Origin of the sequence: Pseudomonas sp. TH07, assembly GCF_016651285.1 — a bacterium.
In the GTDB taxonomy this organism is placed as follows: Bacteria; Pseudomonadota; Gammaproteobacteria; order Pseudomonadales; family Pseudomonadaceae; genus Aquipseudomonas.
The window spans coordinates 1885934-1907716 of sequence record NZ_JAEKED010000001.1 but is presented as its reverse complement, the minus strand read 5'-3'; the positions used below and the strand labels follow the sequence as shown (position 1 = coordinate 1907716).

The 21783-nt window shown below is 63.4% G+C and carries 20 protein-coding genes; 12 read left to right on the top strand and 8 right to left on the bottom strand.

All coding sequences use genetic code 11. The features are described from left to right. Positions 1–177 precede the first annotated feature (177 nt). Genes rfbB through JFU57_RS09025 form a run of 7 tightly spaced genes read left to right on the top strand, consistent with a single transcriptional unit; the run spans position 178 to position 7293 of the window. A complete protein-coding gene (rfbB, locus tag JFU57_RS09055; protein WP_201128982.1) occupies positions 178–1260 on the top strand; it encodes a dTDP-glucose 4,6-dehydratase in 1083 nt (360 codons plus the stop codon). Further along, complete coding sequence (rfbA, locus tag JFU57_RS09050) at positions 1257–2132, top strand: glucose-1-phosphate thymidylyltransferase RfbA (RefSeq protein ID WP_201128980.1); 876 nt, start codon at positions 1257–1259, stop codon at positions 2130–2132. The genes rfbB and rfbA overlap by 4 nt, the downstream gene beginning before the upstream one ends. Continuing rightward, complete coding sequence (gene rfbC / locus JFU57_RS09045) at positions 2129–2674, top strand: dTDP-4-dehydrorhamnose 3,5-epimerase (protein ID WP_201128978.1); 546 nt, start codon at positions 2129–2131, stop codon at positions 2672–2674. Before rfbA ends, rfbC begins: the two co-directional genes overlap by 4 nt. Beyond that, positions 2671–3552, top strand: a complete 882-nt coding sequence (gene rfbD, locus JFU57_RS09040; RefSeq protein WP_201128976.1) for a dTDP-4-dehydrorhamnose reductase — start codon at positions 2671–2673, stop codon at positions 3550–3552. Before rfbC ends, rfbD begins: the two co-directional genes overlap by 4 nt. A gap of 35 nt (positions 3553–3587) precedes the next feature. Next, the gene (locus JFU57_RS09035; RefSeq protein WP_078469301.1) at positions 3588–5396 is read left to right on the top strand and encodes a sensor histidine kinase; all 1809 of its coding nucleotides are present in this window, start codon (positions 3588–3590) and stop codon (positions 5394–5396) included. Beyond that, entirely contained in the window at positions 5393–6793 is a 1401-nt protein-coding gene (locus JFU57_RS09030) for a sigma-54-dependent transcriptional regulator (protein WP_020299834.1), read from the top strand. The genes JFU57_RS09035 and JFU57_RS09030 overlap by 4 nt, the downstream gene beginning before the upstream one ends. 44 nt (positions 6794–6837) lie before the next feature. Next, positions 6838–7293, top strand: coding sequence for a thioesterase domain-containing protein (locus JFU57_RS09025; protein ID WP_201128974.1), 456 nt, complete (start codon positions 6838–6840; stop codon positions 7291–7293). Between the two features lie 18 nt (positions 7294–7311). Here the strand turns inward: JFU57_RS09025 and cysQ are convergent, their stop codons facing one another. Together cysQ and nudE are read right to left on the bottom strand one after the other, a co-directional pair. Further along, the gene (gene cysQ / locus JFU57_RS09020; protein ID WP_201132091.1) at positions 7312–8139 is read right to left on the bottom strand and encodes a 3'(2'),5'-bisphosphate nucleotidase CysQ; all 828 of its coding nucleotides are present in this window, start codon (positions 8137–8139) and stop codon (positions 7312–7314) included. Between the two features lie 11 nt (positions 8140–8150). Further along, the gene (gene nudE, locus JFU57_RS09015; RefSeq protein ID WP_020299831.1) at positions 8151–8717 is read right to left on the bottom strand and encodes an ADP compounds hydrolase NudE; all 567 of its coding nucleotides are present in this window, start codon (positions 8715–8717) and stop codon (positions 8151–8153) included. An 89-nt stretch (positions 8718–8806) separates the two neighbouring features. Here nudE and yrfG point away from each other — a divergent pair, with 89 nt between their 5' ends. Continuing rightward, entirely contained in the window at positions 8807–9469 is a 663-nt protein-coding gene (gene yrfG, locus JFU57_RS09010; protein WP_020299830.1) for a GMP/IMP nucleotidase, read from the top strand. A gap of 108 nt (positions 9470–9577) precedes the next feature. Here yrfG and lysM read toward each other — a convergent pair whose 3' ends face one another. Beyond that, a complete protein-coding gene (lysM, locus tag JFU57_RS09005; protein WP_020299829.1) occupies positions 9578–10018 on the bottom strand; it encodes a peptidoglycan-binding protein LysM in 441 nt (146 codons plus the stop codon). Between the two features lie 138 nt (positions 10019–10156). On the opposite strand from lysM, the gene JFU57_RS09000 reads away from it, so the two are divergent. The 4 genes from JFU57_RS09000 to JFU57_RS08985 all read left to right on the top strand — a co-directional run bounded on the left by JFU57_RS09000 (position 10157) and on the right by JFU57_RS08985 (position 15050). Then, the gene (locus JFU57_RS09000) at positions 10157–11044 is read left to right on the top strand and encodes a LysR substrate-binding domain-containing protein (protein ID WP_201128972.1); all 888 of its coding nucleotides are present in this window, start codon (positions 10157–10159) and stop codon (positions 11042–11044) included. Positions 11045–11138: 94 nt separating this feature from the next. Next, a complete protein-coding gene (gene fdhD / locus JFU57_RS08995) occupies positions 11139–11978 on the top strand; it encodes a formate dehydrogenase accessory sulfurtransferase FdhD (protein ID WP_078469296.1) in 840 nt (279 codons plus the stop codon). Next, on the top strand, positions 11975–14323 hold the full coding sequence (locus tag JFU57_RS08990; protein WP_201128970.1) for an FdhF/YdeP family oxidoreductase: 2349 nt from the start codon (positions 11975–11977) through the stop codon (positions 14321–14323). Before fdhD ends, JFU57_RS08990 begins: the two co-directional genes overlap by 4 nt. Positions 14324–14576: 253 nt before the next feature. After that, positions 14577–15050: a YMGG-like glycine zipper-containing protein gene (locus tag JFU57_RS08985; RefSeq protein ID WP_020299825.1), complete on the top strand. Its 474-nt coding sequence runs from the start codon at positions 14577–14579 to the stop codon at positions 15048–15050. 67 nt (positions 15051–15117) lie between these two features. Here JFU57_RS08985 and JFU57_RS08980 read toward each other — a convergent pair whose 3' ends face one another. From JFU57_RS08980 to JFU57_RS08960, 5 genes are all read right to left on the bottom strand, one after another. Continuing rightward, entirely contained in the window at positions 15118–15561 is a 444-nt protein-coding gene (locus tag JFU57_RS08980; RefSeq protein ID WP_078469294.1) for an acyl-CoA thioesterase, read from the bottom strand. A 167-nt stretch (positions 15562–15728) separates the two neighbouring features. Further along, entirely contained in the window at positions 15729–16955 is a 1227-nt protein-coding gene (locus JFU57_RS08975; RefSeq protein WP_201128965.1) for a 3-hydroxyacyl-CoA dehydrogenase, read from the bottom strand. 129 nt (positions 16956–17084) lie between these two features. Continuing rightward, positions 17085–19019: a RecQ family ATP-dependent DNA helicase gene (locus JFU57_RS08970; protein ID WP_201128963.1), complete on the bottom strand. Its 1935-nt coding sequence runs from the start codon at positions 19017–19019 to the stop codon at positions 17085–17087. 240 nt (positions 19020–19259) lie between these two features. After that, positions 19260–20390, bottom strand: a complete 1131-nt coding sequence (locus JFU57_RS08965; protein WP_201128960.1) for a polysaccharide deacetylase family protein — start codon at positions 20388–20390, stop codon at positions 19260–19262. Positions 20391–20456: 66 nt separating this feature from the next. Beyond that, positions 20457–21632 carry a tetratricopeptide repeat protein gene (locus JFU57_RS08960; RefSeq protein WP_201128954.1) on the bottom strand — a complete coding sequence of 392 codons (1176 nt, stop codon included), beginning with the start codon at positions 21630–21632 and terminating at the stop codon, positions 20457–20459. Positions 21633–21783: the final 151 nt, after the last annotated feature.

Below are 21783 nucleotides of genomic sequence, written 5' to 3'. Positions count from 1 at the left end.
CCCAGGTGTGACAGCCAGTGAACAAGCCAAGCGCCACTATGGGTTGAGAATCGTCTGAAAAGCCTCCACCACAATGGATTGCCCCTTCCATCCCCCTTGCACCCTAGGGGCTATGCCAACAAGCTATGCTGCTTCCGCTTGAATCACCGACCAACTTAAGGAAACAGGCCACCCAACATGCGCATTCTCGTTACCGGCGGAGCCGGTTTTATTGGGTCGGCGTTGGTTCGCCACTTGATCGAGCACACCGAACACGAAGTGCTCAACCTGGACAAACTGACCTACGCCGGCAATCTCGAGTCGCTGCACAGTGTTGCCAGTAACAGCCGCTATGAATTCGTCAAGGCCGACATCATCGACCAGGCCACCGTCAGTGCCGTCCTGGCACGCTTCCAGCCCCATGCCATCATGCACCTGGCTGCTGAGTCCCACGTCGACCGCTCCATTGACGGTCCGTCGGATTTTATCCAGACCAATATCGTCGGCACCTACAGCCTGCTGGAAGCCAGCCGCGCCTATTGGCAGGGCCTGCCGGTGGCGGAGAAAAGCGCCTTTCGTTTTCACCATATCTCCACCGATGAGGTTTACGGCGACCTGCATGGGGTCGATGACCTGTTCACCGAAACCACGCCCTATGCCCCCAGCTCGCCCTACTCCGCCAGCAAGGCTGCGTCCGACCACTTGGTCCGCGCCTGGCAGCGCACCTACGGCCTGCCGGTGCTGATCACCAATTGCTCGAACAACTACGGCCCGTTCCACTTCCCGGAAAAGCTGATTCCACTGGTGATCCTCAATGCCCTCGCGGGCAAGCCGCTGCCGGTGTACGGCAATGGCCTGCAAGTGCGCGACTGGCTGTTTGTCGAAGACCACGCCCGCGCCCTGTTCGAAGTGGTGACCCAAGGTGTGGTCGGCGAGACCTACAACATCGGCGGCCATAACGAACAGACCAACATCGACGTGGTGCGCGGCATCTGCGCCCTGCTCGAAGAGCTGGCGCCGCACAAACCGGCCGGGATCAAGCAGTTCGCCGACCTCATCACCTTCGTCCAGGACCGCCCCGGACACGACCTGCGCTATGCCATCGACGCCAGCAAGATCGAACGCGAGCTGGATTGGGTTCCCGAGGAAACCTTCGCCAGCGGCCTGCGCAAGACCGTGCAGTGGTACCTGGCAAACCTCGAATGGTGCCAGCACGTCCAGGACGGCAGCTACCAGGGCCAACGATTAGGCTTCACCGACACCAAGGATCTGATTGCATGATGAAGGGCATTGTTCTGGCAGGCGGTTCAGGCACGCGCCTGCACCCGATCACCCTCGGCGTTTCGAAGCAACTGCTGCCGGTCTACGACAAGCCGATGATCTACTACCCGATCTCGGTGCTGATGCTCGCGGGGATCAAGGACATCCTGCTGATTTCCACCCCCCAGGACCTGCCGCAGTACCGCAACCTGCTGGGCGATGGTAGCCAGTTCGGGGTGCGTTTCAGCTACGCCGAGCAGCCTTCGCCGGACGGGCTGGCCCAGGCCTTTCTGATTGGCGAAGAATTTATTGGCAAGGACCCGGTGTGCCTGATCCTGGGTGACAACATTTTTCATGGTCAGCATTTCACCGAGAAACTGCAGGCCGCAGCCGAAAAATCGTTGGGAGCTACCGTATTTGGATATTGGGTCAAGGACCCACAACGTTTTGGTGTTATCGATTTCGATGAGAACGGCAACGCGCTGTCGATTGAAGAGAAACCAGAAACGCCCAAATCCAGTTACGCAGTGACCGGGCTGTACTTTTACGACAACTCTGTCATCCAGATAGCTAAAACGATCCAACCCTCGGCCCGTGGCGAGTTGGAAATTACCGACATCAATAATGCGTACCTGCAACGGGGTGATCTTCGTGTGGAACGTTTCGGCAGGGGGTTTGCCTGGCTCGATACTGGCACTCACGATAGCCTGCTCGAGGCGTCGCAATACGTGCAGACCATCGAACACCGACAGGGTCTAAAGGTCGCCTGCCTCGAAGAAATTGCCTACAACCAAGGCTGGATTGACCGCACACTACTGCTCGAACGAGCTCAATACTTCGGCAAGACCGGCTACGGCCAATACCTCTTCACCCTTGCCGGAGAAGAACGATGAACGTCATCCCTACCGACCTTCCTGGCGTATTGATCCTTGAGCCCAAGGTCTTTGGCGATGAGCGCGGTTTCTTCTACGAAAGCTTCAATGCCAGGGCCTTCCAGGAAGCCACCGGTCTGGATACCCAGTTCGTGCAGGACAATCACTCCCGCTCACAGCAAGGTGTACTGCGCGGCTTGCATTACCAGCTGGAAAATACCCAAGGCAAACTGGTGCGCGTCACCGTGGGTGAAGTACTCGATGTGGCGGTGGATATCCGTCGCAGCTCGGCGCATTTCGGGCAGTGGGTAGCGGTGCGGCTGTCCGCCGATAACCATCGCCAGCTATGGGTACCCGAAGGCTTCGCCCACGGCTTCGTCGTCCTCAGCGACTTCGCCGAGTTCCTCTACAAGACCACCGATTACTACACCCCATCCGCCGAGCGCTGCATTCGCTGGAATGACCCGGACCTGGCCATCGACTGGCAGCTCACGGGCACGCCGACCCTCTCGGCCAAGGATCAGGCCGGCAAGCGCCTGAACGAGGCCGACCTGTTTCCATGAGCACGCCCATGAAGATCCTTATCAGCGGCCAGCATGGCCAGGTGTCCCGCGAGCTGCAGCAGCGCCTCAAGGGCTTGGGCGAGCTGATCGTACTGGGTCGCGACCAGCTCGACCTGGCGCACCCGGAGCAGATCCGCCGCCAGGTCCAGGCCATCGCCCCGCAGCTGATCATCAACGCTGCCGCCCACACCGCGGTGGACCAGGCGCAAAGCGAACCCGAGCTGGCCTTTGCCATCAACGCCACGGCCCCCGGCATCTTCGCCGAAGAGGCCCGGGCCCTGGGCATCCCGTTGATTCACTACTCCACCGATTATGTGTTCGATGGCGGCAAGGCCACGCCCTATACCGAGGACGACGTGCCCAACCCGCTTGGGGTCTACGGCCAGAGCAAACTGGCCGGGGAGCGCGCGATCGGCGCAGTCGGCGGCCAACACCTGATCCTGCGCACCAGCTGGGTCTACTCCAGCCACGGCAAGAACTTCCTGCTGACCATGCAGCGCCTGATGCAGGAAAAACCCCTGCTGCGGGTGGTCGCCGATCAGATCGGTGCGCCAACCTGGGCCGGAACCATCGCCCACAGCACCCGCCTGCTGATCGAGCGCTGGCAGGCCGGGACGGCGGGTGCCTGGGGCACTTATCACCTGAGCGCTGCAGGCCACACCTCGTGGTTCGGCTTTGCCGAGGCGATCGCCGCGCACCTTCGGGACCAAGGCAAGGCCTGCGCCGCACTGGAGGCGATTCCCTCCAGCGACTACCCGACTCCGGCACCACGGCCGCTGAACTCGCGCATGGACTGCAGCCGCCTGGAACGCGAATGGGGCGTGAACCAGCCTGACTGGCAAGCTGCATTGCACGAGTGTCTTGCCGAGCTGGGCTAGGCATAATGCGCCTGTATCCACAGGCGCCGACCCTCATGACTCCACCCCTCCCCCGCAGACCCCGTTGGCGCAGCCTGGCGTTGCTGGCCCTGTGCCTGGCGCCGCTGCTGTGGCCGCTGGAGCATTTGGCCGAGCGCTATTACCGCAGTGAGTTGGTAGGACAGAACCGCCAGACCCTCGATCTGTACGTGGCCAACCTGCTCGGCACCCTGCATCGCTACGAAGTGCTGCCGCAGATCCTGGGCGACCTGCCCGCCCTGCGCTCGGTGCTCGATGCCCCGGATGATGGCGTCACCCAAGGCAATGCCAACCGCCTGCTGAAAAACATCAGTGCCCAGACCGGCGCCGAAGTCATGTACCTGATGGACACCAACGGCAAGACCCTGGCCGCCTCCAACTGGGACAAGCACGACAGCTTTGTCGGGCGCAATTTTTCCTTCCGTCCGTATTTCAGCGAAGCCATGGCCGGGCGCCTCGGGCGTTTCTTCGGCCTTGGGACCACCTCGGCCAAGCGCGGTTACTTCTTCGCCGCAGCGGTGCACGACGGCGAGCGGATCATCGGCGTGCTGGTGATCAAGGTCGATCTCGACCACACCGAAAGTCTGTGGGGCAAAACTCCGGAACAACTGCTGGTGACCGACCACAACGGTGTGGTGATCCTGACCTCGCGCCCCGAGTGGCGCTTCCGTGCCACCCGGCCCCTGAGCGATGCGGAGCGCCAGGCGATCAGCGCCATCCAGCCCTACCCGACTCGCGAACCCAGGCCCCTGAAGCTCAACGCCAATGCCTGGCTGACCCAGACCGTGCAGATCGATGAAACCGGCTGGAGCGTGAGCATCCTCGCTCCGCAGACCCTGGTGGCGCGCCCGGTGCGCACGGTGGTGGCGGTGGGCGGTGCTGCGCTGCTGGTGTTGATGCTGCTGCTGGGCCTGATGATGCAGCGCCGCCGCCACTACCTGGAGCGCATTGCCTTCGAGGCCAAGGCGCGCCGCGAGCTGGAAATGCGCGTAGCCGAGCGCACCAGTGACCTGGAAGGCCTCAACCGCCGGCTCAAGCAGGAAGTACTGGAGCGGGAAACCGCGCAGCAGGAATTGGTGCGGGCCCAGGACGACCTGGTCCAGGCCGGCAAGCTCTCGGCCCTGGGTACCATGTCGGCGAGCATCAGCCACGAGCTCAATCAACCCCTGGCGGCGATCCGCAGCTACGCGGAAAACGCCGAGGTGCTGCTCGATCACCAGCGCACCGAAGACGCCCGCGGCAACCTGAAGTTGATCAGCGAGCTGACCGGGCGCATGGCCTCGATCATCGCCCACCTGCGAGCCTTTGCCCGCCGCGACCGCCATGCACCGGAAAGCGTGGCCCTGCAACCGGCGCTGGACGATGCCCTGGCCTTGCTGGCCAAGCGCCGCAGAGCGATGGAGGTCGAGCTGATTCGCGACCTGCCGGCCGCCACGCTGTGGGTCGAAGCCGGGGAGACCCGCCTGCGCCAGGTACTGGGCAACCTGCTGGCCAATGCCCTCGATGCCCTGACCGAAAAAGGCCCGCCGCGCAAATTGTGGTTGAGTGCCGAATCCACCGAGAGCGGCGTCAATCTGTACATTCGCGACAATGGCCCGGGCTTTTGCATGGAAGCCCTGGGCCGCGCCGGCGAGCCGTTCTACACCACCAAGACCCGGACCCAGGGCCTTGGCCTGGGCCTGGCGATCTGTGACACCCTGATGCGCGCCTTTGGCGGTGAGCTGTCGTTCGCCAACCACCGCGAAGGCGGCGCCCTGATCACCCTGCGACTGCGCGCCGGCGCACCGGGTGTGAGCCTGCAACCGTCCGAGGACCGCAGTGTATGAGTACCCCCATCGACCACCAGGTGCAGGTGGTGTTGATCGACGACGATCCCCATCTGCGCCAGGCCTTGAGCCAGACCCTGGACCTGGCCGGGCTGCAGATCCTGCCGCTGGCCGAGGCCCGCGGGCTGGCCGCGCGCCTGGAGCGCGACTGGCCGGGCGTGGTGGTCAGCGACATCCGCATGCCGGGCATGGATGGCCTGGAGCTGCTGGCCGAACTCCATGGCCAGGACCCGGAGCTACCGGTGCTGCTGATTACCGGTCACGGCGATGTGCCGCTGGCAGTGCAGGCTATGCGCGCCGGGGCCTATGACTTCCTGGAAAAACCGTTCGCCAGCGATGCCCTGCTCGACAGCGTGCGCCGCGCCCTGGCCTTGCGCCGGCTGGTTCTGGACAACCGCAGCCTGCGCCTGGCCCTGAGTGATCGCCAGCAACTGAGCACGCGCCTGGTCGGGCACTCGGCGCCGATGCTGCGCCTGCGCGAACAGATCGGTGCCTTGGCGGCGACCCGGGCCGACGTGCTGATCCTCGGCGAAACCGGGGCGGGCAAGGAGGTGGTGGCGCGAGCACTGCACGACCTGTCGAACCGGCGCAACGGCCCGTTCGTGGCGATCAATGCCGGGGCCCTGGCGGAATCGGTGGTGGAAAGCGAACTGTTCGGCCACGAACCCGGGGCCTTCACCGGTGCGCAAAAGCGCCGCATCGGCAAGTTCGAGTTCGCCAATGGCGGCACGCTGTTTCTCGATGAAATCGAAAGCATGAGCCTGGATGTACAGGTCAAGCTGCTGCGCATGTTGCAGGAGCGGGTGGTGGAGCGCCTGGGGGGCAATCAGCTGATCCCGCTGGACATCCGGATCATCGCCGCGACCAAGGAAGACTTGCGCCAGGCCGCCGATCAGGGGCGCTTTCGCGCCGACCTGTACTACCGGCTCAACGTCGCGCCGCTGCGCATTCCGCCGCTGCGCGAGCGGGGCGAAGATGCGCTGATGCTGTTCCAGCATTTCGCCGACGAAGCCAGCACCCGCCACGGCCTGCCACTTCATGAGCTGCAACCCGGGCAACGGGCGTTGCTGCTGCGCCACACCTGGCCGGGCAACGTGCGCGAACTGCAGAACGCCGCCGAACGCTTTGCCCTGGGCCTGGAACTGGCCCTGGACAACAGCGCCCCGGACGGCAGTGCGCAGCCGGCCCCGACCCTGGTCGAGGGCGGGTTGAGCGAGCAGGTGGAGAACTTCGAAAAGAGCCTGATCGCCGCCGAAATGAGCCGCGCTCACAGCTCGGTGCGCAGCCTGGCCGAGGCCTTGGGCATCCCGCGCAAGACCCTGCACGACAAGCTGCGCAAACACGGCCTGAGCTTCGCCGACAGTGGCGCCAGCACCGGCAGCGACGAGCTCGATTGAGCAGCGTCCACCCCTTCCCACCTTTCAAGCCAGAGGGCCCCTGCATGAACAGCGACAGTCGTTACCTGGAATCCGTGCTCCATCACGACATCCCGCTCACCCGGGACATGGGGCTCAAGGTGCTCGACTGGCAGGCGCGGCAACTGCGCCTGTCACTGCCGCTGGCGGCCAACGTCAACCACAAGAGCACCATGTTCGGCGGCAGCCTGTATTGCGGTGCGGTGCTGGTGGGCTGGGGCTGGCTGCACCTGCGGCTCAAGGAAGAAGGGATCGAGGACGGGCACATCGTGATCCAGGAGGGCCAGATCAGTTATCCGCTGCCCGTGACCCGCGACGCCACGGCCATCTGCACCGCGCCCAACGATGCGCAGTGGACGAAATTCCTGCGCACCTATGAACGTCACGGGCGGGCGCGGCTGAGCCTGGAGACGCGGATCGTCAATGAGGGAAGCGATGCCGACGCGGTGCGCTTTACCGGGCAGTACGTGCTGCACCGCTGAGCGCCGCAACGGCGACCATCAGCTGCGCGCCAACTCCAGCAGCTTCTGGCGCCAGGTCGCCTTGGCCGGCAACGCCAGGAAAAACTCATTGAGCAGCGACTCACGCGCCGGGTAGCAGAACGGTGCGCCACTCAAGTCCAGCACTTCACCACCGGCACCCTCAAGCACGCCCTGGGCGGCGGCAGTGTCCCATTGCGAGGTCGGGGCCAGTCGGGGGTAACAATCGGCGGCGCCTTCGGCCAGCAGGCAGAATTTCAGCGAGCTGCCGATATTCGCCAGTTGCAGTTCGCCCAGGCTGGCGCTGAGCCCGGCCAGCAGGCGCTCCTGCTCCGGGCTGGAATGACGCCGGCTGGCGACCACGGTGAAGGCCTGGTCGGCACCCGGCGCTTCGCGCACCTGGATCGGCACGGGCGCCTGGCCACGGTCGGCGCGCCAGGCGCCCAGGCCGGCACCGCCGCAGTAGCTGCGACCGTTGGTCGGCATCGTGACCACGCCAAACACCACGCGACCCTGTTCGATGAGGGCGATGTTGACGGTGAACTCTTCGCTGCCGGAAATGAATTCCTTGGTGCCATCCAGCGGGTCAACCAGCCACCAGCGCTGCCAGCCGGCGCGCACCGCCTGCGGAATGTTCGCGTCCTCTTCGGACAATACCGGAATGCTCGGGTCCAGCGCGGTCAGGCCGGCCAGGATCAGATGGTGCGCAGCCAGATCCGCGGCGGTCACCGGCGAGTCGTCGGTTTTTTGCGTCACCGCCACATCGGAGCGCCAGAACGGCAGGATTGCCTCGCCAGCCTGCAAGGCCAACTCGATCACCGGAGCCAGCAACGGGTGGGGAAAGGTCATCGACGCCTGACTCATGCCGGAAACACTCCGCGCTGGGTCAGCAGGTCACGGGCCAGGTACAGCGCCGCCAAGGCACGGCCTTCGGTGAAGTTGGGGTTCTGGGCCAGGCCCGAGAGTTCACGCAGGTTGATCTTGTCCACGCCCATCGGCTCGGGCTCGTCGCCTTCCAGGCTTTCTTCGTAGAGGTCGGTGGCCAGCACCACCTGGATCTTCTGGCTCATGTAACCGGGCGACAAGGACAGCTCGGTCAGATGCTCCAGCTGCCGTGCGCCATACCCGGCTTCCTCCTTGAGTTCCCGCTCGGCCGCGGCCAGCACATCCTCGCCCGGCTCGATCAGGCCCTTGGGCAACGACAGTTCATAGGCGTCGGTACCGCCGCAGTATTCTTCCACCAGCACTGCGTGCTCGGCGTCGAGCATCGCCACGATCATCACCGCGCCATAACCGGCGCCTTTGCCCACCAGGCGTTCATAGGTACGTTCCACGCCATTGGAAAAGCGCAACTGCACTTCTTCGACACAAAACAGACGGCTGGTGGCGACGATCTCGCGGGCGAGTACAGTGGGTTTCTGGCGCATGAAGGGCTCCTTGGCGTGAACGCGCTACTATAACGCGGCTTTCCCGATAGTTTGTGTCGGATATCTTTCTACCGCTCGAGACGTTTCCCATGCCTTCACTGCCCTGGCGCGATATCGACACCGTTCTGCTGGATATGGACGGCACCCTGCTCGATCTGCATTACGACAACCACTTCTGGATGGAGCACCTGCCCCAGCGCTACGCCGAGCTGCACGGAGTCAGCCGGGCCATGGCCGAGATGGAGCTGCAGCCCCTGTTCGAGAACAACGCCGGCCAGTTGAAGTGGTACTGCCTGGACTTCTGGAGCGCCGAACTGAAGCTGCCGGTGCGCGAACTGAAGCTGGAAACCGCGCACCTGATCGCCCTGCGTCCTGACGCCGACACCTTCCTGGCCGCCATCAAGCAGGCCGGTAAACGTGTGGTACTGATCACCAACGCCCACCGCGACTCGCTGTCGCTGAAGCTGGAGCGGATCGAACTGGCGCCTTACTTCGAACGCCTGATCAGTTCCCATGACTACGGTTTCGCCAAGGAAAACCCGCAGTTCTGGGATGCCTTGCAGGCCGATATCGGGTTTGACCCGAGCCGCAGCCTGTTTATCGACGACACCCTGCCGATCCTGCGCAGCGCGCGGGACTTCGGTGTGGCTCATCTGTTGGCGGTGCGTGAACCGGACAGCCGCAAAGGGCCGAAAGACACCGCGGAATTCGCGGCGGTGGGAGATTATCGAGACTTGATCGAGGGACTGTAGAGAGGCCCGGAATCAGGTGGTGGATGTCAGGACCAGCGCAACCTGCATCAGCGGCGAGACACTGTAGCCGCTGCCGCAAGCTGCGCTGGCCCTGTCAGGCACCCACCATCACTCGGGAATTCGCAGTACCTGACCCGGATAGATCTTGTCCGGATGGGACAGCAGCGGCTTGTTGGCCTCAAAGATCTTGTTGTACTTGTTCGCGTCGCCGTACTGCACCTTGGCAATCGCACTCAGGGTGTCGCCCTTCTTCACGGTGACAAACACCGCCGCCACCGCCACCGGCCCGGTTACGGTGATCTGGTCGTCGACACTGCCTACACCGGCGATATTGCCCACGGCCAGCAGGATTTTTTCTTTCTCTTCCTGGCTCGCGACCTCACCGGTCACCGTGACCTTGTCGCCGTCGACGCTGGCCTGCACATTCGGATTGCCCAGGCCGACCTTGGCAATGTGTTCCTTCAACTGCTCGCTCGCATTGGCGTTACCCGGCGTCAACAGATCAATAAGCTTTTCGCCTGCTTCTTTCACAAAGCTAAAAATACTCATGGTGCACACTCCTTGGGTTATGGGGTCCAGACGCGAAAGACTAGACCAGCCACGGCAAATGAGGTTCAAAAACGACCAGTGACCCAGTGCCGCACAAGCAGGCTAGAATCGGCACCTTCCCGGCGCCCTGGAGCGAAGATGGACATCAAGCAGCTGAAATTCCTCATCGCCCTCGACGAAACCCGGCATTTCGGCCAGGCCGCCGCCCGCTGCCATATCACCCAGCCGACCCTGTCCATGCGCCTGCGCAGCCTGGAAGAAGAGCTGGAACTGCCGCTGGTCAATCGCGGCCAGCGCTTCGAAGGTTTTACTGCCCCGGGTGAACGGGTGCTGGCTTGGGCACGCACCGTGCTGGCGGCCTACGACGGGCTGCAGGCGGAAGCTGCCGCCTGTCGCGGCAACCTGGTCGGCACCCTGCGCCTGGGGGTGGTGCCGCTGTCTAGCTTCGACCCGCAGCACTTGATGCAGGCCCTGCACCAGCAGCACCCGAACTTGCGTTTCGAGCTCTCGGCCTTGAGTTCCGAGCAGATCCTCGAACAACTGGCGAGCAACCGCCTGGACCTCGGCGTGTCCTACCTGGAGCGCCTGGACACCGAGCGTTTCGATTCCCTGGCCCTGGGCGAGACCCGCATGGGCTTGCTCTACGACCAACGGTTTTTCAGTTTCGGCGAGCAGCCCCTGAGCTGGGAGGCGCTGATCGAACTGCCCCTGGGCATGCTCACCAGCGGCATGCATTTTCGCCAATCCATCGACCACAACTTCCACAGCCGAGGCCTCAGCCCGCAACCGCTGTTGCAGACCGATGCAGTTCATCAGTTGGTGCAAATGGTCCATGGCGGTTTCTGCTGCGCGGTGATGCCGTTGGAAGGCGGCCTGGAAACCCTCACCGAGCACTTGCGCCTGCAACCCATCGAAGGCGCCCAGACCCTGGCGCGGCTGGGTTTGATCATGCGTCGCAGCGCGCCACGCTCAGCCTTGGCCGAGGCCTGTTTCGCGCTTTACCAGAAATCGTCCAAACCTTCTTGATCGACGCCATCTATCAACACATCAGTACTAGCAATTAGACGTGACACTTTGCCGCGCTTAGTCTTGGCGTTGAATACTCCGCTGGTATTGCCCCATGACCGCCAAGCGCCCGACCCGCGCGACGCCAGCCCTAGAAACGCCCGCGCCCGCCGCCAGTCAGAACTACAGCTACAGCAACCTTGAACACTGCGAATCGGACAGCACCGCGCTGGCCGAGGAAGTCGCGCTGGCGATCGCCTACAACGGCATCAGCCAGGCGGTGATGCTCGTGACCCCGTCGAACCTGGAAGACTTCATCGTCGGCTTCAGCCTGGGCAGCGGCATCATCAGCGACGCGACCGAGATCTATGACCTGCAACTGAGCGGTTCGGGCTCGGCGCAGTACGCGCAAGTGGAAATCGCCAACCGCGCGTTCTGGAACCTCAAGCAGCAACGTCGTCAGTTGGCTGGCACCAGCGGCTGCGGCCTGTGCGGTGTCGAGGCCGTGGAACAGGCTCTGCCCGACCTCAAGGTATTGCCCGGCGCCCCTTTGCCACCGGCGGCATGGCTTGACGGCCTGCGCCAGCGAATCGGCAGCTTCCAGCCCCTGGGCCAGCATTGCGGCGCGGTGCACGCGGCGGTGTTCATGAACCACCAGGGGGAGTTGCTGCTGGGCCGGGAAGACATCGGCCGGCACAACGCCCTGGACAAGCTGATCGGCGCACTGATCCGCCAGGACATCCCCACGGCCGGCGGCGTGGCCATTGTCACCAGCCGCTGCAGCCTGGAGCTGATCCAGAAAGTCCTGCGCGCGGGCATCCAGACCCTGGTCAGCCTGTCGGCTCCCACCGGCCTGGCCGTGCAATGGGCGCGCCGGCACAACCTCAACCTCATCCACCTGCCGCAGAAAAGTGCGCCGCGGGTCTATAGCCCCGCGATGGAGAACCAAGCGTGAGCAACCACAACCAAGCCGACCAGACCCCAACACCGCGCTACAAGCCTTACAAAGGCGCAGCAGGCGGCTGGGGCGCGCTGATCAGCGTGGCCCAGGCCTGGCTGACCAGCGACAACGCGCTGAAGAACCTGCGCATGATGCTCAAGACCAACCAGAACGGCGGCTTCGACTGCCCCGGCTGCGCCTGGGGCGACTCGCCGGAAAGCGGCATGGTCAAGTTCTGCGAAAACGGCGCCAAGGCGGTCAACTGGGAAGCCACCAAACGCCGTGTGGATGGGGCGTTCTTCGCCAAGCACAGCGTTACCTCGCTGCTGGAACAGAGCGACTACTGGCTCGAATACCAGGGCCGCCTCACCGAACCCCTGAGCTACGACGCCGCCAGCGACCGCTACCAGCCCATCAGCTGGGAAGCCGCGTTCGCCTTGATCGGCCAGCATTTGCAGGCGCTGCCGAGCCCGGACATGGCCGAGTTCTACACCTCGGGCCGGGCCAGCAACGAAGCGGCGTACCTGTACCAGCTGTTTGTGCGCGCCTATGGCACCAACAACTTCCCCGATTGCTCGAACATGTGCCACGAAGCCAGCGGCGTGGCCCTGGCGCAAAGCGTCGGCGTCGGCAAAGGCACAGTGACTTTCGACGATTTCGAGCATGCGGATGCGATTTTCGTCTGGGGCCAGAACCCCGGCACCAACCACCCGCGCATGCTCGAACCGCTGCGTGAAGCGGTGAAGCGCGGTGCCCAGGTCGTATGCGTCAACCCGCTGAAAGAGCGCGGCCTGGAACGCTTCCAGCATCCGCAGCATCCGCTGGAAATGCTCACCAACGGTGACAAGCCCACCAACACCGCCTACTTCCGCCCGGCCCTGGGTGGCGACATGGCAGTGGTGCGCGGCATGGCCAAGTTCCTGCTGCTGTGGGAACGCGAGGCGCAGAAAGCCGGCAGCCCGTCGGTGTTCGACCACGACTTCCTCAATGAACACACCGCCAGCGTGCTCGAGTACCTGGGGGTGATCGATGACACCTCGTGGGAGCAGATCGTCGAGCAGTCCGGCCTGACCCTGGTCGAGATCGAGCAAGCGGCGCGTATGTACGCCAAGGGCAAGAACGTGATCATGTGCTGGGCCATGGGCATCACCCAGCATCGCCATTCCGTGGCGACCATCCAGGAAATCGCCAACCTGATGCTGCTGCGCGGCAATATCGGGCGTCCAGGCGCCGGCCTGTGCCCGGTGCGCGGCCACAGTAACGTGCAGGGCGACCGCACCATGGGCATCAACGAACGGCCTCCGGTAGCGTTTCTCGACGCCCTGGAGCGACGCTTCCAGTTCAAGGTGCCACGCAGCGACGGGCACAACGTGGTCGAGGCGATCCACGCCATGGCCGAAGGCCGCTCGAAGGTCTTCATCGCCCTGGGCGGCAACTTCGCCCAGGCCACCCCGGACAGCCCGCGGACCTTCCAGGCCCTGAGCAACTGCGACCTCACGGTGCAGATCAGCACCAAGCTCAACCGCAGCCACCTGGCCCATGGCAAACAGGCCCTGATCCTGCCGTGCCTGGGTCGTACCGACATCGACCTGCAGAGCGAAGGTCCGCAGGCAGTGACTGTGGAAGACTCGTTCAGCATGGTGCACGCCTCCAACGGCCAGTTGCAGCCGCTGTCGCAACAGATGCGCTCGGAGCCGTGGATCATCGCCGGCATCGCCGCCGCAGCCCTGGGCAGCCGCCCGGTGGACTGGAACTGGCTGGTGGCCGACTACGGGCGCATCCGCGACCTGATCGCCGACACCATCCCAGGCTTCAAGGACTTCAACCAGCGCCTGCAAAACCCGGGGGGCTTCTACCTGGGCAACTCGGCTGGCGCGCGGCGCTGGAGCACTGCGTCCGGTCGCGCCAACTTCCGCGCCAACGTGCTGCCCAAGGACCTGGTGCACGAACGCACCCGAGCCACCGGGCAGGTACCGGACCTGATCATGCAGTCCATGCGCTCCCACGATCAGTACAACACCACAATCTATGGCCTGGACGACCGCTATCGCGGGGTCAAGGGCCAGCGCGATGTGCTGTTCGTCAACGAAGCGGACATCATCCGCCTGGGCTTCAAGCCGGGGCAGAAGGCCGACATCGTGTCGATCTGGGACGACGGCCGCGAACGTCGGGTCAAGGGCTTCACCCTGCTGGCCTTCGATATTCCGGCTGGCCAGGCTGCGGCCTATTACCCGGAGGTCAACCCGCTGGTGCCGTTGGAAAGCACCGGCGACGGCAGCCATACGCCGACCTCGAAGTTCGTGGCGATTCGCCTGGAAGCCGCCAGTGACAGCGGTTTGATCCTGGCCAAGTCGGCGTAAATCGATGGCTGCCCCGGCCCCATCACGATGGGGCCGGGCCTCTCGCCCGGCTTTTCCAGTGCGCAAAAAAAAGCCGCCTTTGTGCAAAAGCGGCCTGTCCGAAGTAGCTAAAGACCCGTCAAAACGACTTAAGTTCCCGAGCTAAAACAATAACTTACGAGATTGTGTACAACTCGTGCTATTCGTCGGATTTTGATTGTAAGCCTCCAGACACAGCCTCAGGATCGCGCCGTCATCCCTTTGAGGTTCCTCTATGAAGTTTTCCTCGATTCTCTTGTTGTCCCTTGGCCTGGTCAGCGGCTTCGCCTCTGCCGGAGGCACCACTGAAGCAGGTGTGGGCGGCGCATTGGGCGGGGTTCTGGGCTCGGTGGTCGGTCAGTCGATCGGCGGCAATACCGGCTCGGCCATCGGCGCAGCATTGGGCGGCGCGGGCGGCAGTGCGGTGGGTGCCGACAAACGCAGCCGTGGCCAGGCAGCCATTGGTGGCGCCTTGGGCGCAGCGGGCGGCAACGTGGTCGGGCGCAGCATGGGTGGCAACACCGGCAGCCTGATCGGTGCAGCGGCAGGCGGTGGTGCCGGCGGCGCGCTGGGCAACTACATGGGCAATGAAAGTGCGCGCGACGATCGCGAGTACCGTGGCCGCGACAACCGCCGCTACTACCGTGACGATCACCGCGGTCGCGGCCATGCATATGGCCACCGCAAACATCGCCATCACCGCGACTGATCAACGCGGCTCAGGCCTGCGCCCGAACGCAGGCTCTGCACACCTCGCCGGAGCCCTGGACCGCGACTTAGCGGATCGGCTCCAGCACCAGACGCTCCAACGCTTCGCGTAATCCGGCCGGCAGCGCCACCGGCCGGTTTGACGCCCGCTCTACAAACACATGCACAAAGCGCCCGGCAGCACAGGCATCCTCCTCCCCCGCCTTGAATACCGCCAACTCGTACTGCACCGAACTGTTGCCCAGCTTGCCGACCCGCAGGCCGATTTCAATACGCTCGGGAAAGGCGATCGAGGCGAAGTAGTCGCAGGCGGAACTCACCACAAACCCCACCACCTCACCGTCATGGATATCCAGCCCACCCTCTTCGATCAGGTAGGTGTTTACCGCCGTGTCGAAGAAGCTGTAGTAGGTGACGTTATTCACATGCCCATACACATCGTTGTCGTGCCAACGGGTGATGATCGGCTGAAAGTGGCGATAGTCGCTGCGTTGCGGCATCCGCTCGGTCATAAGGCTCTCTCACAATCCAGGTAGGTGCGGGTTGGCCCGCGAGGTCGATCCATTGATCGCGCGGGATGCCGCCAATGGTTGTTCCCCTGGCAGATCCCGCAGCGCAGCCTCGCACAATTTGCCGCGCAGCCCAAAGGGACAGGGCCGCCAGCAAACATCAACAGCGCCTAGCGTTCGGCAAACCCTTTACCGGCTTGCGCCAGCTCAGTGAGCAAGCGTGCCGGCTGCCAGTGTTCGCCCAACTCGGCCTCAAGCCGCAGCAGACGCTGGTGCACAGCCGCCAGCCCTTGCCGATCGGCCCAGCTCATCGGGCCGCCCTGGTCCTTGGGGAAGCCATAGCCATTGAGATAAACCAGGTCGATGTCATGGGCCGACTCGGCAATGCCTTCCTCGAGGATCTTCGCCCCCTCGTTGACCAGGGCCAGCAGGCACCGTTCAAGAATCTCCTCGGGGCCGATCGGCCGGCGCTGATAGCCCAGGCCTTCGCTGACCTGCTGCACCAGGGCATCCACCTCCAGGTCGTGCTCCGCCTGACGGCTGCCGGGCTCGTAGTGGTAATAGCCGTTCCCGCTCTTTTGGCCGAAGCGCCCCAGCTCGCACAGACGATTATCGACCTGCACCTCGGGTTGATCCTGACCGACGCCGTCCAGCTGCCGGGCCCGCCAGCCCAGGTCGATACCCACCACGTCGTACATGCGAAACGGCCCCATGGCGAAACCGAAGCCTTGCAGGGCCGCATCCACCTGGTAGGGAAAAGCGCCCTCGAGCAGCATCTTGCGCGCCTCCAGCACGTAGGTATTGAGCATGCGGTTGCCGATAAAACCGAAACAATTCCCCGCCACCACACTGACTTTACCCATGCGTCGGCCCAGGGCCAGGGCCGCCTCGAGCACCTCGGGCGCGGTCCGCGCGCCGCGCACCACTTCGAGCAGCTTCATGATGTGCGCCGGGCTGAAGAAGTGCAGGCCCAGCACCTGCTGCGGACGCTGGGTGACGGCAGCGATGGCGTCGATATCCAGGGCCGACGTGTTGCTGGCCAGGATCGCTTCGGGCTTGAGCAGGGCATCGAGTTGGCGAAAGATCTGTTGCTTGAGCTCAAGGTTCTCGTAGACCGCCTCGATCACCAGGTCGACCTCACGGATCGCCGGATAGTCCGCAGCGGAGCTGACCCTTGCGATACGCGCATCGGCTTCGGCCTGCTCGATCCGCCCCTGGCGCACGTTGTGCGCGTAGGTCTCGGCCACGGCCAGCAGCGCCTGCTCCAGCATCTGCGGGTTGTTGTCCACCCACTGCACCCGCACCCCGGCATTGGCCAGGCACATTACGATTCCGCGGCCCATGGTGCCCGCGCCAATCACGGCGGCGTGCTGAATATCGACGGCTGTCTGGCTCATATTGGCTCTCTTGTTGGCGATGCGAAGACAGCCCACACCATAGTCAGGCACCGGGTATTTTTGAAATTTATTCCTGTGATGAGCGCCATTCAGCAGATGGATGCAGCAGCGGCTGCAATCCCCCGAACCTCAAGCGCGCAAATGGCTGTCGGCCCAGTCCCGCACCTCGGCGTAGGGGTAATCCTCAAGCGCCGCAAACCCGGGGATCGCCCGCGCCTTGAGCTTGGTGAACAGCGGCACACTGATGCCGCACAGAAACCGCGTCAGGCGCTCGGCACCCGGCAAGCGCTCGGTGTGCTGCTGATGCCTGTGGATAAAGGGCTCGCACAACTGGGCAAAGTTTTTATCCACAAGCGCAGGCAAGTCGGGCGGCGCCGGCAGACGCGCCACCTGGCCATGGCACACCGAACAATGCCCGCAACGCCGCGGCGCGTTATCGTCGCCAAAGTACTGCGCCAGGCGGTAACCCAGGCACTGCTCGGTGCCGAACAGATCGAGCATGGCGTGGATCCGCGCAATCTCGGCGCCCTCATGCCGGGTGAAATACCCGTGCAATTGCGCACTCAGTTCTGCCGCGTCGAAGTCGGTTTGCAGCAGGCTGTAGACCTCGGTCATTTGCTTGCTTTCCAGCTCGACCCAACCGCGCTCCTGGAAATAATCCAGGGCCTTGACCACGCGGCTGCGCTCGGCCTGATGCTGCAGGTACAGCGCATCGAAATTGACCGTGGCCCAGGTGCGGGCGCGGCTTGAGGTCTGGATGATGGCCTCGACGAAATCCCGCCGTTCGCCCTCAAAACGCGCCAGCAGGGCTTGCGGCTCCAGCAGGAACTTGAAGCGATACTCGGCAAAATACGCATAACGCGGCGCAATCAAGCCGCGCAGCTCCAGTTGCACCAACAAGGTCTTGAGTGGCAGCTGGCGAATATTGCTCTGATCCGCCAGCGGCCCCAGCAGAAACTCCCATTGCCCATCCGGCGCCGCGGCCTGGAGTTCGTCCAGCACACAGCGGATGCCATCCAGTTCCGGGGTGTCGCCGTAGACGAAGTTCTCCAGCACATTGAGGCTGTCGCGGTTGGCCAGCACCAGGCAATCCGAGGGCTGCCCGTCACGCCCGGCGCGGCCGATTTCCTGGCTGTAGTTCTCGATGGATTTGGGCAGGTCGAAATGCACCACATTGCGGATGTCGCTCTTGTCGATACCCATGCCGAAGGCGATGGTGGCGACGATGCAATTGGACTGACCGCCCATGAACTGACGCTGGATTGCCTCCCGCTGCTCATGGGGCAAGCCGGCGTGATAGGCCTGGGCCTGGATGCCGTGCTGGCTCAGGTGTTGGGCAATCTGCTCGGCGGTTTTCTGCAGGGTGACATAGACGATGCTCGGCTGCCCGGGGCGTTCGCCCATCCACTGCACCAGGCGCCGGCGTTTGTCCTGCCCACGCACCGGTTCTACCAGCAGGTTGAGGTTGGGCCGGTAGAAACCGGTGGTGACCACATCCTGCGGGGCGATGGCGAACTTGGCCTGCATGTCGGCGATCACCTTGGGCGTCGCGGTGGCGGTCAGCAACAAGGCCTGGGGGATGTTGAACTGACGCTGGTAGTCCGGCAGTTTCAGGTAGTCCGGGCGGAAGTTGTGCCCCCATTCGGAGATGCAGTGCGCCTCGTCCACCACCAGCAACGAGATCGGCACCTGTTGCAGGAAATTCCGGAAGCGCTCGTTCTTCAGGCGCTCCACGGAAATCATCAGAATCTTCAGCTCGCCGGAACGCGCGCGGGCTATGACGGCGTTGGCGTCATCGCGGCTCTGGGCGGAATCGATGCTGGCTGCGGCGATGCCGTGGCGTTGCAGGAACGCGAGCTGATCCTGCATCAGCGCCAGCAACGGCGAAACCACCAGGGTCAGGTGCGGCAGCAGCAGGGCCGGCAGTTGATAACACAGGGACTTGCCGGAACCGGTGGGGAAAATCGCCGCCGCTGAACGCCCGCCCAGCACCGCACCGACCGCCGCCTCCTGGCCCGGGCGAAACTGTGGATAACCAAAGACCTGTTCGAGGGTGTTGTGCATAAGCTGTCACTCCATTGACCGCTGACATGCCTTGAAGCCTAGCGTGGCCCGTCAGCAGGTCGAGAAAAGGTCGAGAGGAAAGGGATACCGGATGATACAGGCACACGGCTAAATCGGTGGCCGCCACCTTGACCGCTGCCGCCAGGCTGCGCTGGCCCTGGGCCACGACCAAGATTCACCTGACACCCCCCGGTGCCCAAGCCGGCCAGCGCAACCTTGCAGGCTCGGCAGCGACGACAATCAGCGGCCCATGCGGCAATCCACCCATTGCACGCCATTGCCCCGATTGGTGTCGAACAGCGCGGGCAAGGCCTTGGCGGCATTGTCATGGGTGTCGTGAAACAGGATCACGCCGCTGCGCCACAGCAGCATCAAGGTCTGCACCCGCTGGCTCGCCGCACGGCTGTCAACGGCCTTGCTCCAGTCCTGGGAGTCAATGTTCCACAGCATCAACTGCACGCCCTGGGCCTTGAAGAACGCAGCGCTGTCGCTGCGACGCTGGCCATAGGGCGGGCGAAACAGCGGCTGGTACTCCTCGGTCAAGGCGGCACTGACCAGGCCTGCCGATCGGGTAATCGAGCCCTGCCAATCGCGCCAGGAGCTGTGGGATTTGTGCTCCCAGCCATGTAGGCCAACGCATTGATCGCTGTAAAGATTGCGCATGTCGTCCGCCGATGACTGCTCAAGACGCTTCTGAAATGGCGCGCCCAACACGAAGAAAAAAGCATGCACATCCTCGGCCCGCACCACATCCAACAGGCGGTCGGTCGACCCGCTCCGCGCCGTCGGACCATCGTCAAACGTCAGCAGAAATTGGCGGTCACCCAGTTCATCGCCAAGGATTTCAGCTTCGGAGAAGCGTTCAATCTCACTGCTGACCATCGGGAACAACGCCGCCAGCCGCAGTTGCTCACGCAGGTATTGCTGGTGAAAACCCAGGCTCGCCTCAGCCCAGGCACCATAGGTGGCTTTGCTCTGGCCGGTGAAGCCGGCCACCAGTTGGCGGAACTCCCCCAGGTTGCGCACCCTCAGGCAGAACGCCTCGCCCTCACACTGCTGGCTGGCGAGGCGGAAGTTGTTCAGCAGCCGCTGCCAGAAACGCTCACGCACCCGATTCACCGCAGCCAGGTCGATGCGCTTGACCCCCAGCTGTTGCTGCAGCGCCTTTTCATCCAGTGCTTCGCTGGCCAATAGCGCCTTGGCGAACATCAGAATCTCGGCCCGGGAGGCGGTGTCAAATCCGTTAACGCTGCTCAGGGTAGTTGGCCAGCCGCTGCGGTCGATGGTGGCAAAAACCGAGGGACCTGCAGCACAAGCCACACCAGGAACCAGAAAAAACGCAGACAGAAAAAGGAAACCTCTTAACCCCATAACAACCTCTTTAAATACACAACGCGCCAAGGTAGGCGCGTTGTGGGTAGTACTCCGTCAGGGAGCTCAGAGTTTTCTGACCCGTTCAATAGCTTGGTCATACACCGGACTGGCTTTCTGCTCACGGGCCTTCTGATACAGGGCCAGGGCATCGGCAAACCGTCCGGCGGCCTCATAGATAGACGCCGAGTTGTAATAGGCGCTGGCACGTACAGTGGCCGCCGTCGCACCGCTGGCCAGGGCGATGGCCTGGTTGTCGGCCTCAAGGGCCCTGGACAGCTCGCCGAGCTTGCGGTGGGTCAGCCCGAGGTTGCTGTACGCCTGGGCGTAAGCCGGGTCCTGCTCGATGGCCTGGCGAAAGAAGTCACGTGAGCGCAGCACATCACCGACCTTGTAGGTCGCTTCGCCCTGTTCATTCAGGGTTTTCGCATCGCCCTGAGGCACCGCTCCTACCTCCAGGCTGCTCACCGCGACCTTGTCGTCCAGCAACACCTCGACCTCGCTCATGGCGTCGGCAGGTTCGCCACGCACTTCGCCGAGGCGATTGATGTCCTGCAGCTCGCTGTTACCGGTAATGCGAAACACCGTCCACAGATTGCCGACGCGCTGGCGTGGCACCTTGTAGGTGCGCAGCAGGGTTTTACCCAGGTACAGCTGCACCTTGGCCTGACTCAGGGAAAGCTGGTGGGCGCGCGCGGTAGTGCCGTGAGTGAAGTCATGCACGGCATAGATGTAACTGTCGCCGGCATGCTTTTTTTCCAGGGTGATGACTTCCGGGCCATGACCCGGTTTGTCAGCCCCTTCCAGCAAGGTGTCGGGCCCCTTCAGGGTCTCGAAGTACAGTTTCTTGCCGGGATAGATCAGGCGCGCATCCAGATCCAGCCCATCGGCCTCCCAGGTCAGCACGATCCGCAGGCCATCGAAGTTCTGCTTTACCGGCAACATGGCGTAGGTTTTGCCATTGCACGGGCAAGGAGCCTCGATCACCACGAGTCCATGCTTTTTCAGGGTCAGGGTGGTGCTCGAGTCGTCCGCCATTTCGGTGTTGAGGCTGAACCGGCCTGAGCCATCGGTCAGCCCGCCAGCGACCTGCTGCCGTGCGGGAAGCAACTGCAGTTGGACCTCGGCCAGCGTCTGCTGGCGATCCAAGCCATCAACCACTTCAATCGTCCAGGGCAATGCCTGCACCGAACACGCCACCAGCCAGAGCGACAACCACCACGCCATGCGAAACCTGCGCATACCCACATCCCTTTACGTATTAACCGCCATAGGCTGACAGCCCCCGGGCCATTTGGCGCGCACGATACACAGATTATCCGCACACTGCTTGAGGAACCTCTCCTGCCACAGCGGCAGGTACTTCCTACTCCCGAGTCTGGCATCATCCTCC

Excerpts from the sequence above, each read along its gene's own strand:
- rfbB (WP_201128982.1), top strand. The coding sequence starts at position 178 with ATGCGCATTCTCGTTACCGGCGGAGCCGGTTTTATTGGGTCGGCGTTG.
- rfbA (WP_201128980.1), top strand. The coding sequence starts at position 1,257 with ATGATGAAGGGCATTGTTCTGGCAGGCGGTTCAGGCACGCGCCTGCAC.
- rfbC (WP_201128978.1), top strand. The coding sequence starts at position 2,129 with ATGAACGTCATCCCTACCGACCTTCCTGGCGTATTGATCCTTGAGCCC.
- rfbD (WP_201128976.1), top strand. The coding sequence starts at position 2,671 with ATGAGCACGCCCATGAAGATCCTTATCAGCGGCCAGCATGGCCAGGTG.
- JFU57_RS09035 (WP_078469301.1), top strand. The coding sequence starts at position 3,588 with ATGACTCCACCCCTCCCCCGCAGACCCCGTTGGCGCAGCCTGGCGTTG.
- JFU57_RS09030 (WP_020299834.1), top strand. The coding sequence starts at position 5,393 with ATGAGTACCCCCATCGACCACCAGGTGCAGGTGGTGTTGATCGACGAC.
- JFU57_RS09025 (WP_201128974.1), top strand. The coding sequence starts at position 6,838 with ATGAACAGCGACAGTCGTTACCTGGAATCCGTGCTCCATCACGACATC.
- cysQ (WP_201132091.1), bottom strand. The coding sequence starts at position 8,139 with ATGACCTTTCCCCACCCGTTGCTGGCTCCGGTGATCGAGTTGGCCTTG.
- nudE (WP_020299831.1), bottom strand. The coding sequence starts at position 8,717 with ATGCGCCAGAAACCCACTGTACTCGCCCGCGAGATCGTCGCCACCAGC.
- yrfG (WP_020299830.1), top strand. The coding sequence starts at position 8,807 with ATGCCTTCACTGCCCTGGCGCGATATCGACACCGTTCTGCTGGATATG.
- lysM (WP_020299829.1), bottom strand. The coding sequence starts at position 10,018 with ATGAGTATTTTTAGCTTTGTGAAAGAAGCAGGCGAAAAGCTTATTGAT.
- JFU57_RS09000 (WP_201128972.1), top strand. The coding sequence starts at position 10,157 with ATGGACATCAAGCAGCTGAAATTCCTCATCGCCCTCGACGAAACCCGG.
- fdhD (WP_078469296.1), top strand. The coding sequence starts at position 11,139 with ATGACCGCCAAGCGCCCGACCCGCGCGACGCCAGCCCTAGAAACGCCC.
- JFU57_RS08985 (WP_020299825.1), top strand. The coding sequence starts at position 14,577 with ATGAAGTTTTCCTCGATTCTCTTGTTGTCCCTTGGCCTGGTCAGCGGC.
- JFU57_RS08980 (WP_078469294.1), bottom strand. The coding sequence starts at position 15,561 with ATGACCGAGCGGATGCCGCAACGCAGCGACTATCGCCACTTTCAGCCG.
- JFU57_RS08975 (WP_201128965.1), bottom strand. The coding sequence starts at position 16,955 with ATGAGCCAGACAGCCGTCGATATTCAGCACGCCGCCGTGATTGGCGCG.
- JFU57_RS08970 (WP_201128963.1), bottom strand. The coding sequence starts at position 19,019 with ATGCACAACACCCTCGAACAGGTCTTTGGTTATCCACAGTTTCGCCCG.
- JFU57_RS08965 (WP_201128960.1), bottom strand. The coding sequence starts at position 20,390 with ATGGGGTTAAGAGGTTTCCTTTTTCTGTCTGCGTTTTTTCTGGTTCCT.
- JFU57_RS08960 (WP_201128954.1), bottom strand. The coding sequence starts at position 21,632 with ATGCGCAGGTTTCGCATGGCGTGGTGGTTGTCGCTCTGGCTGGTGGCG.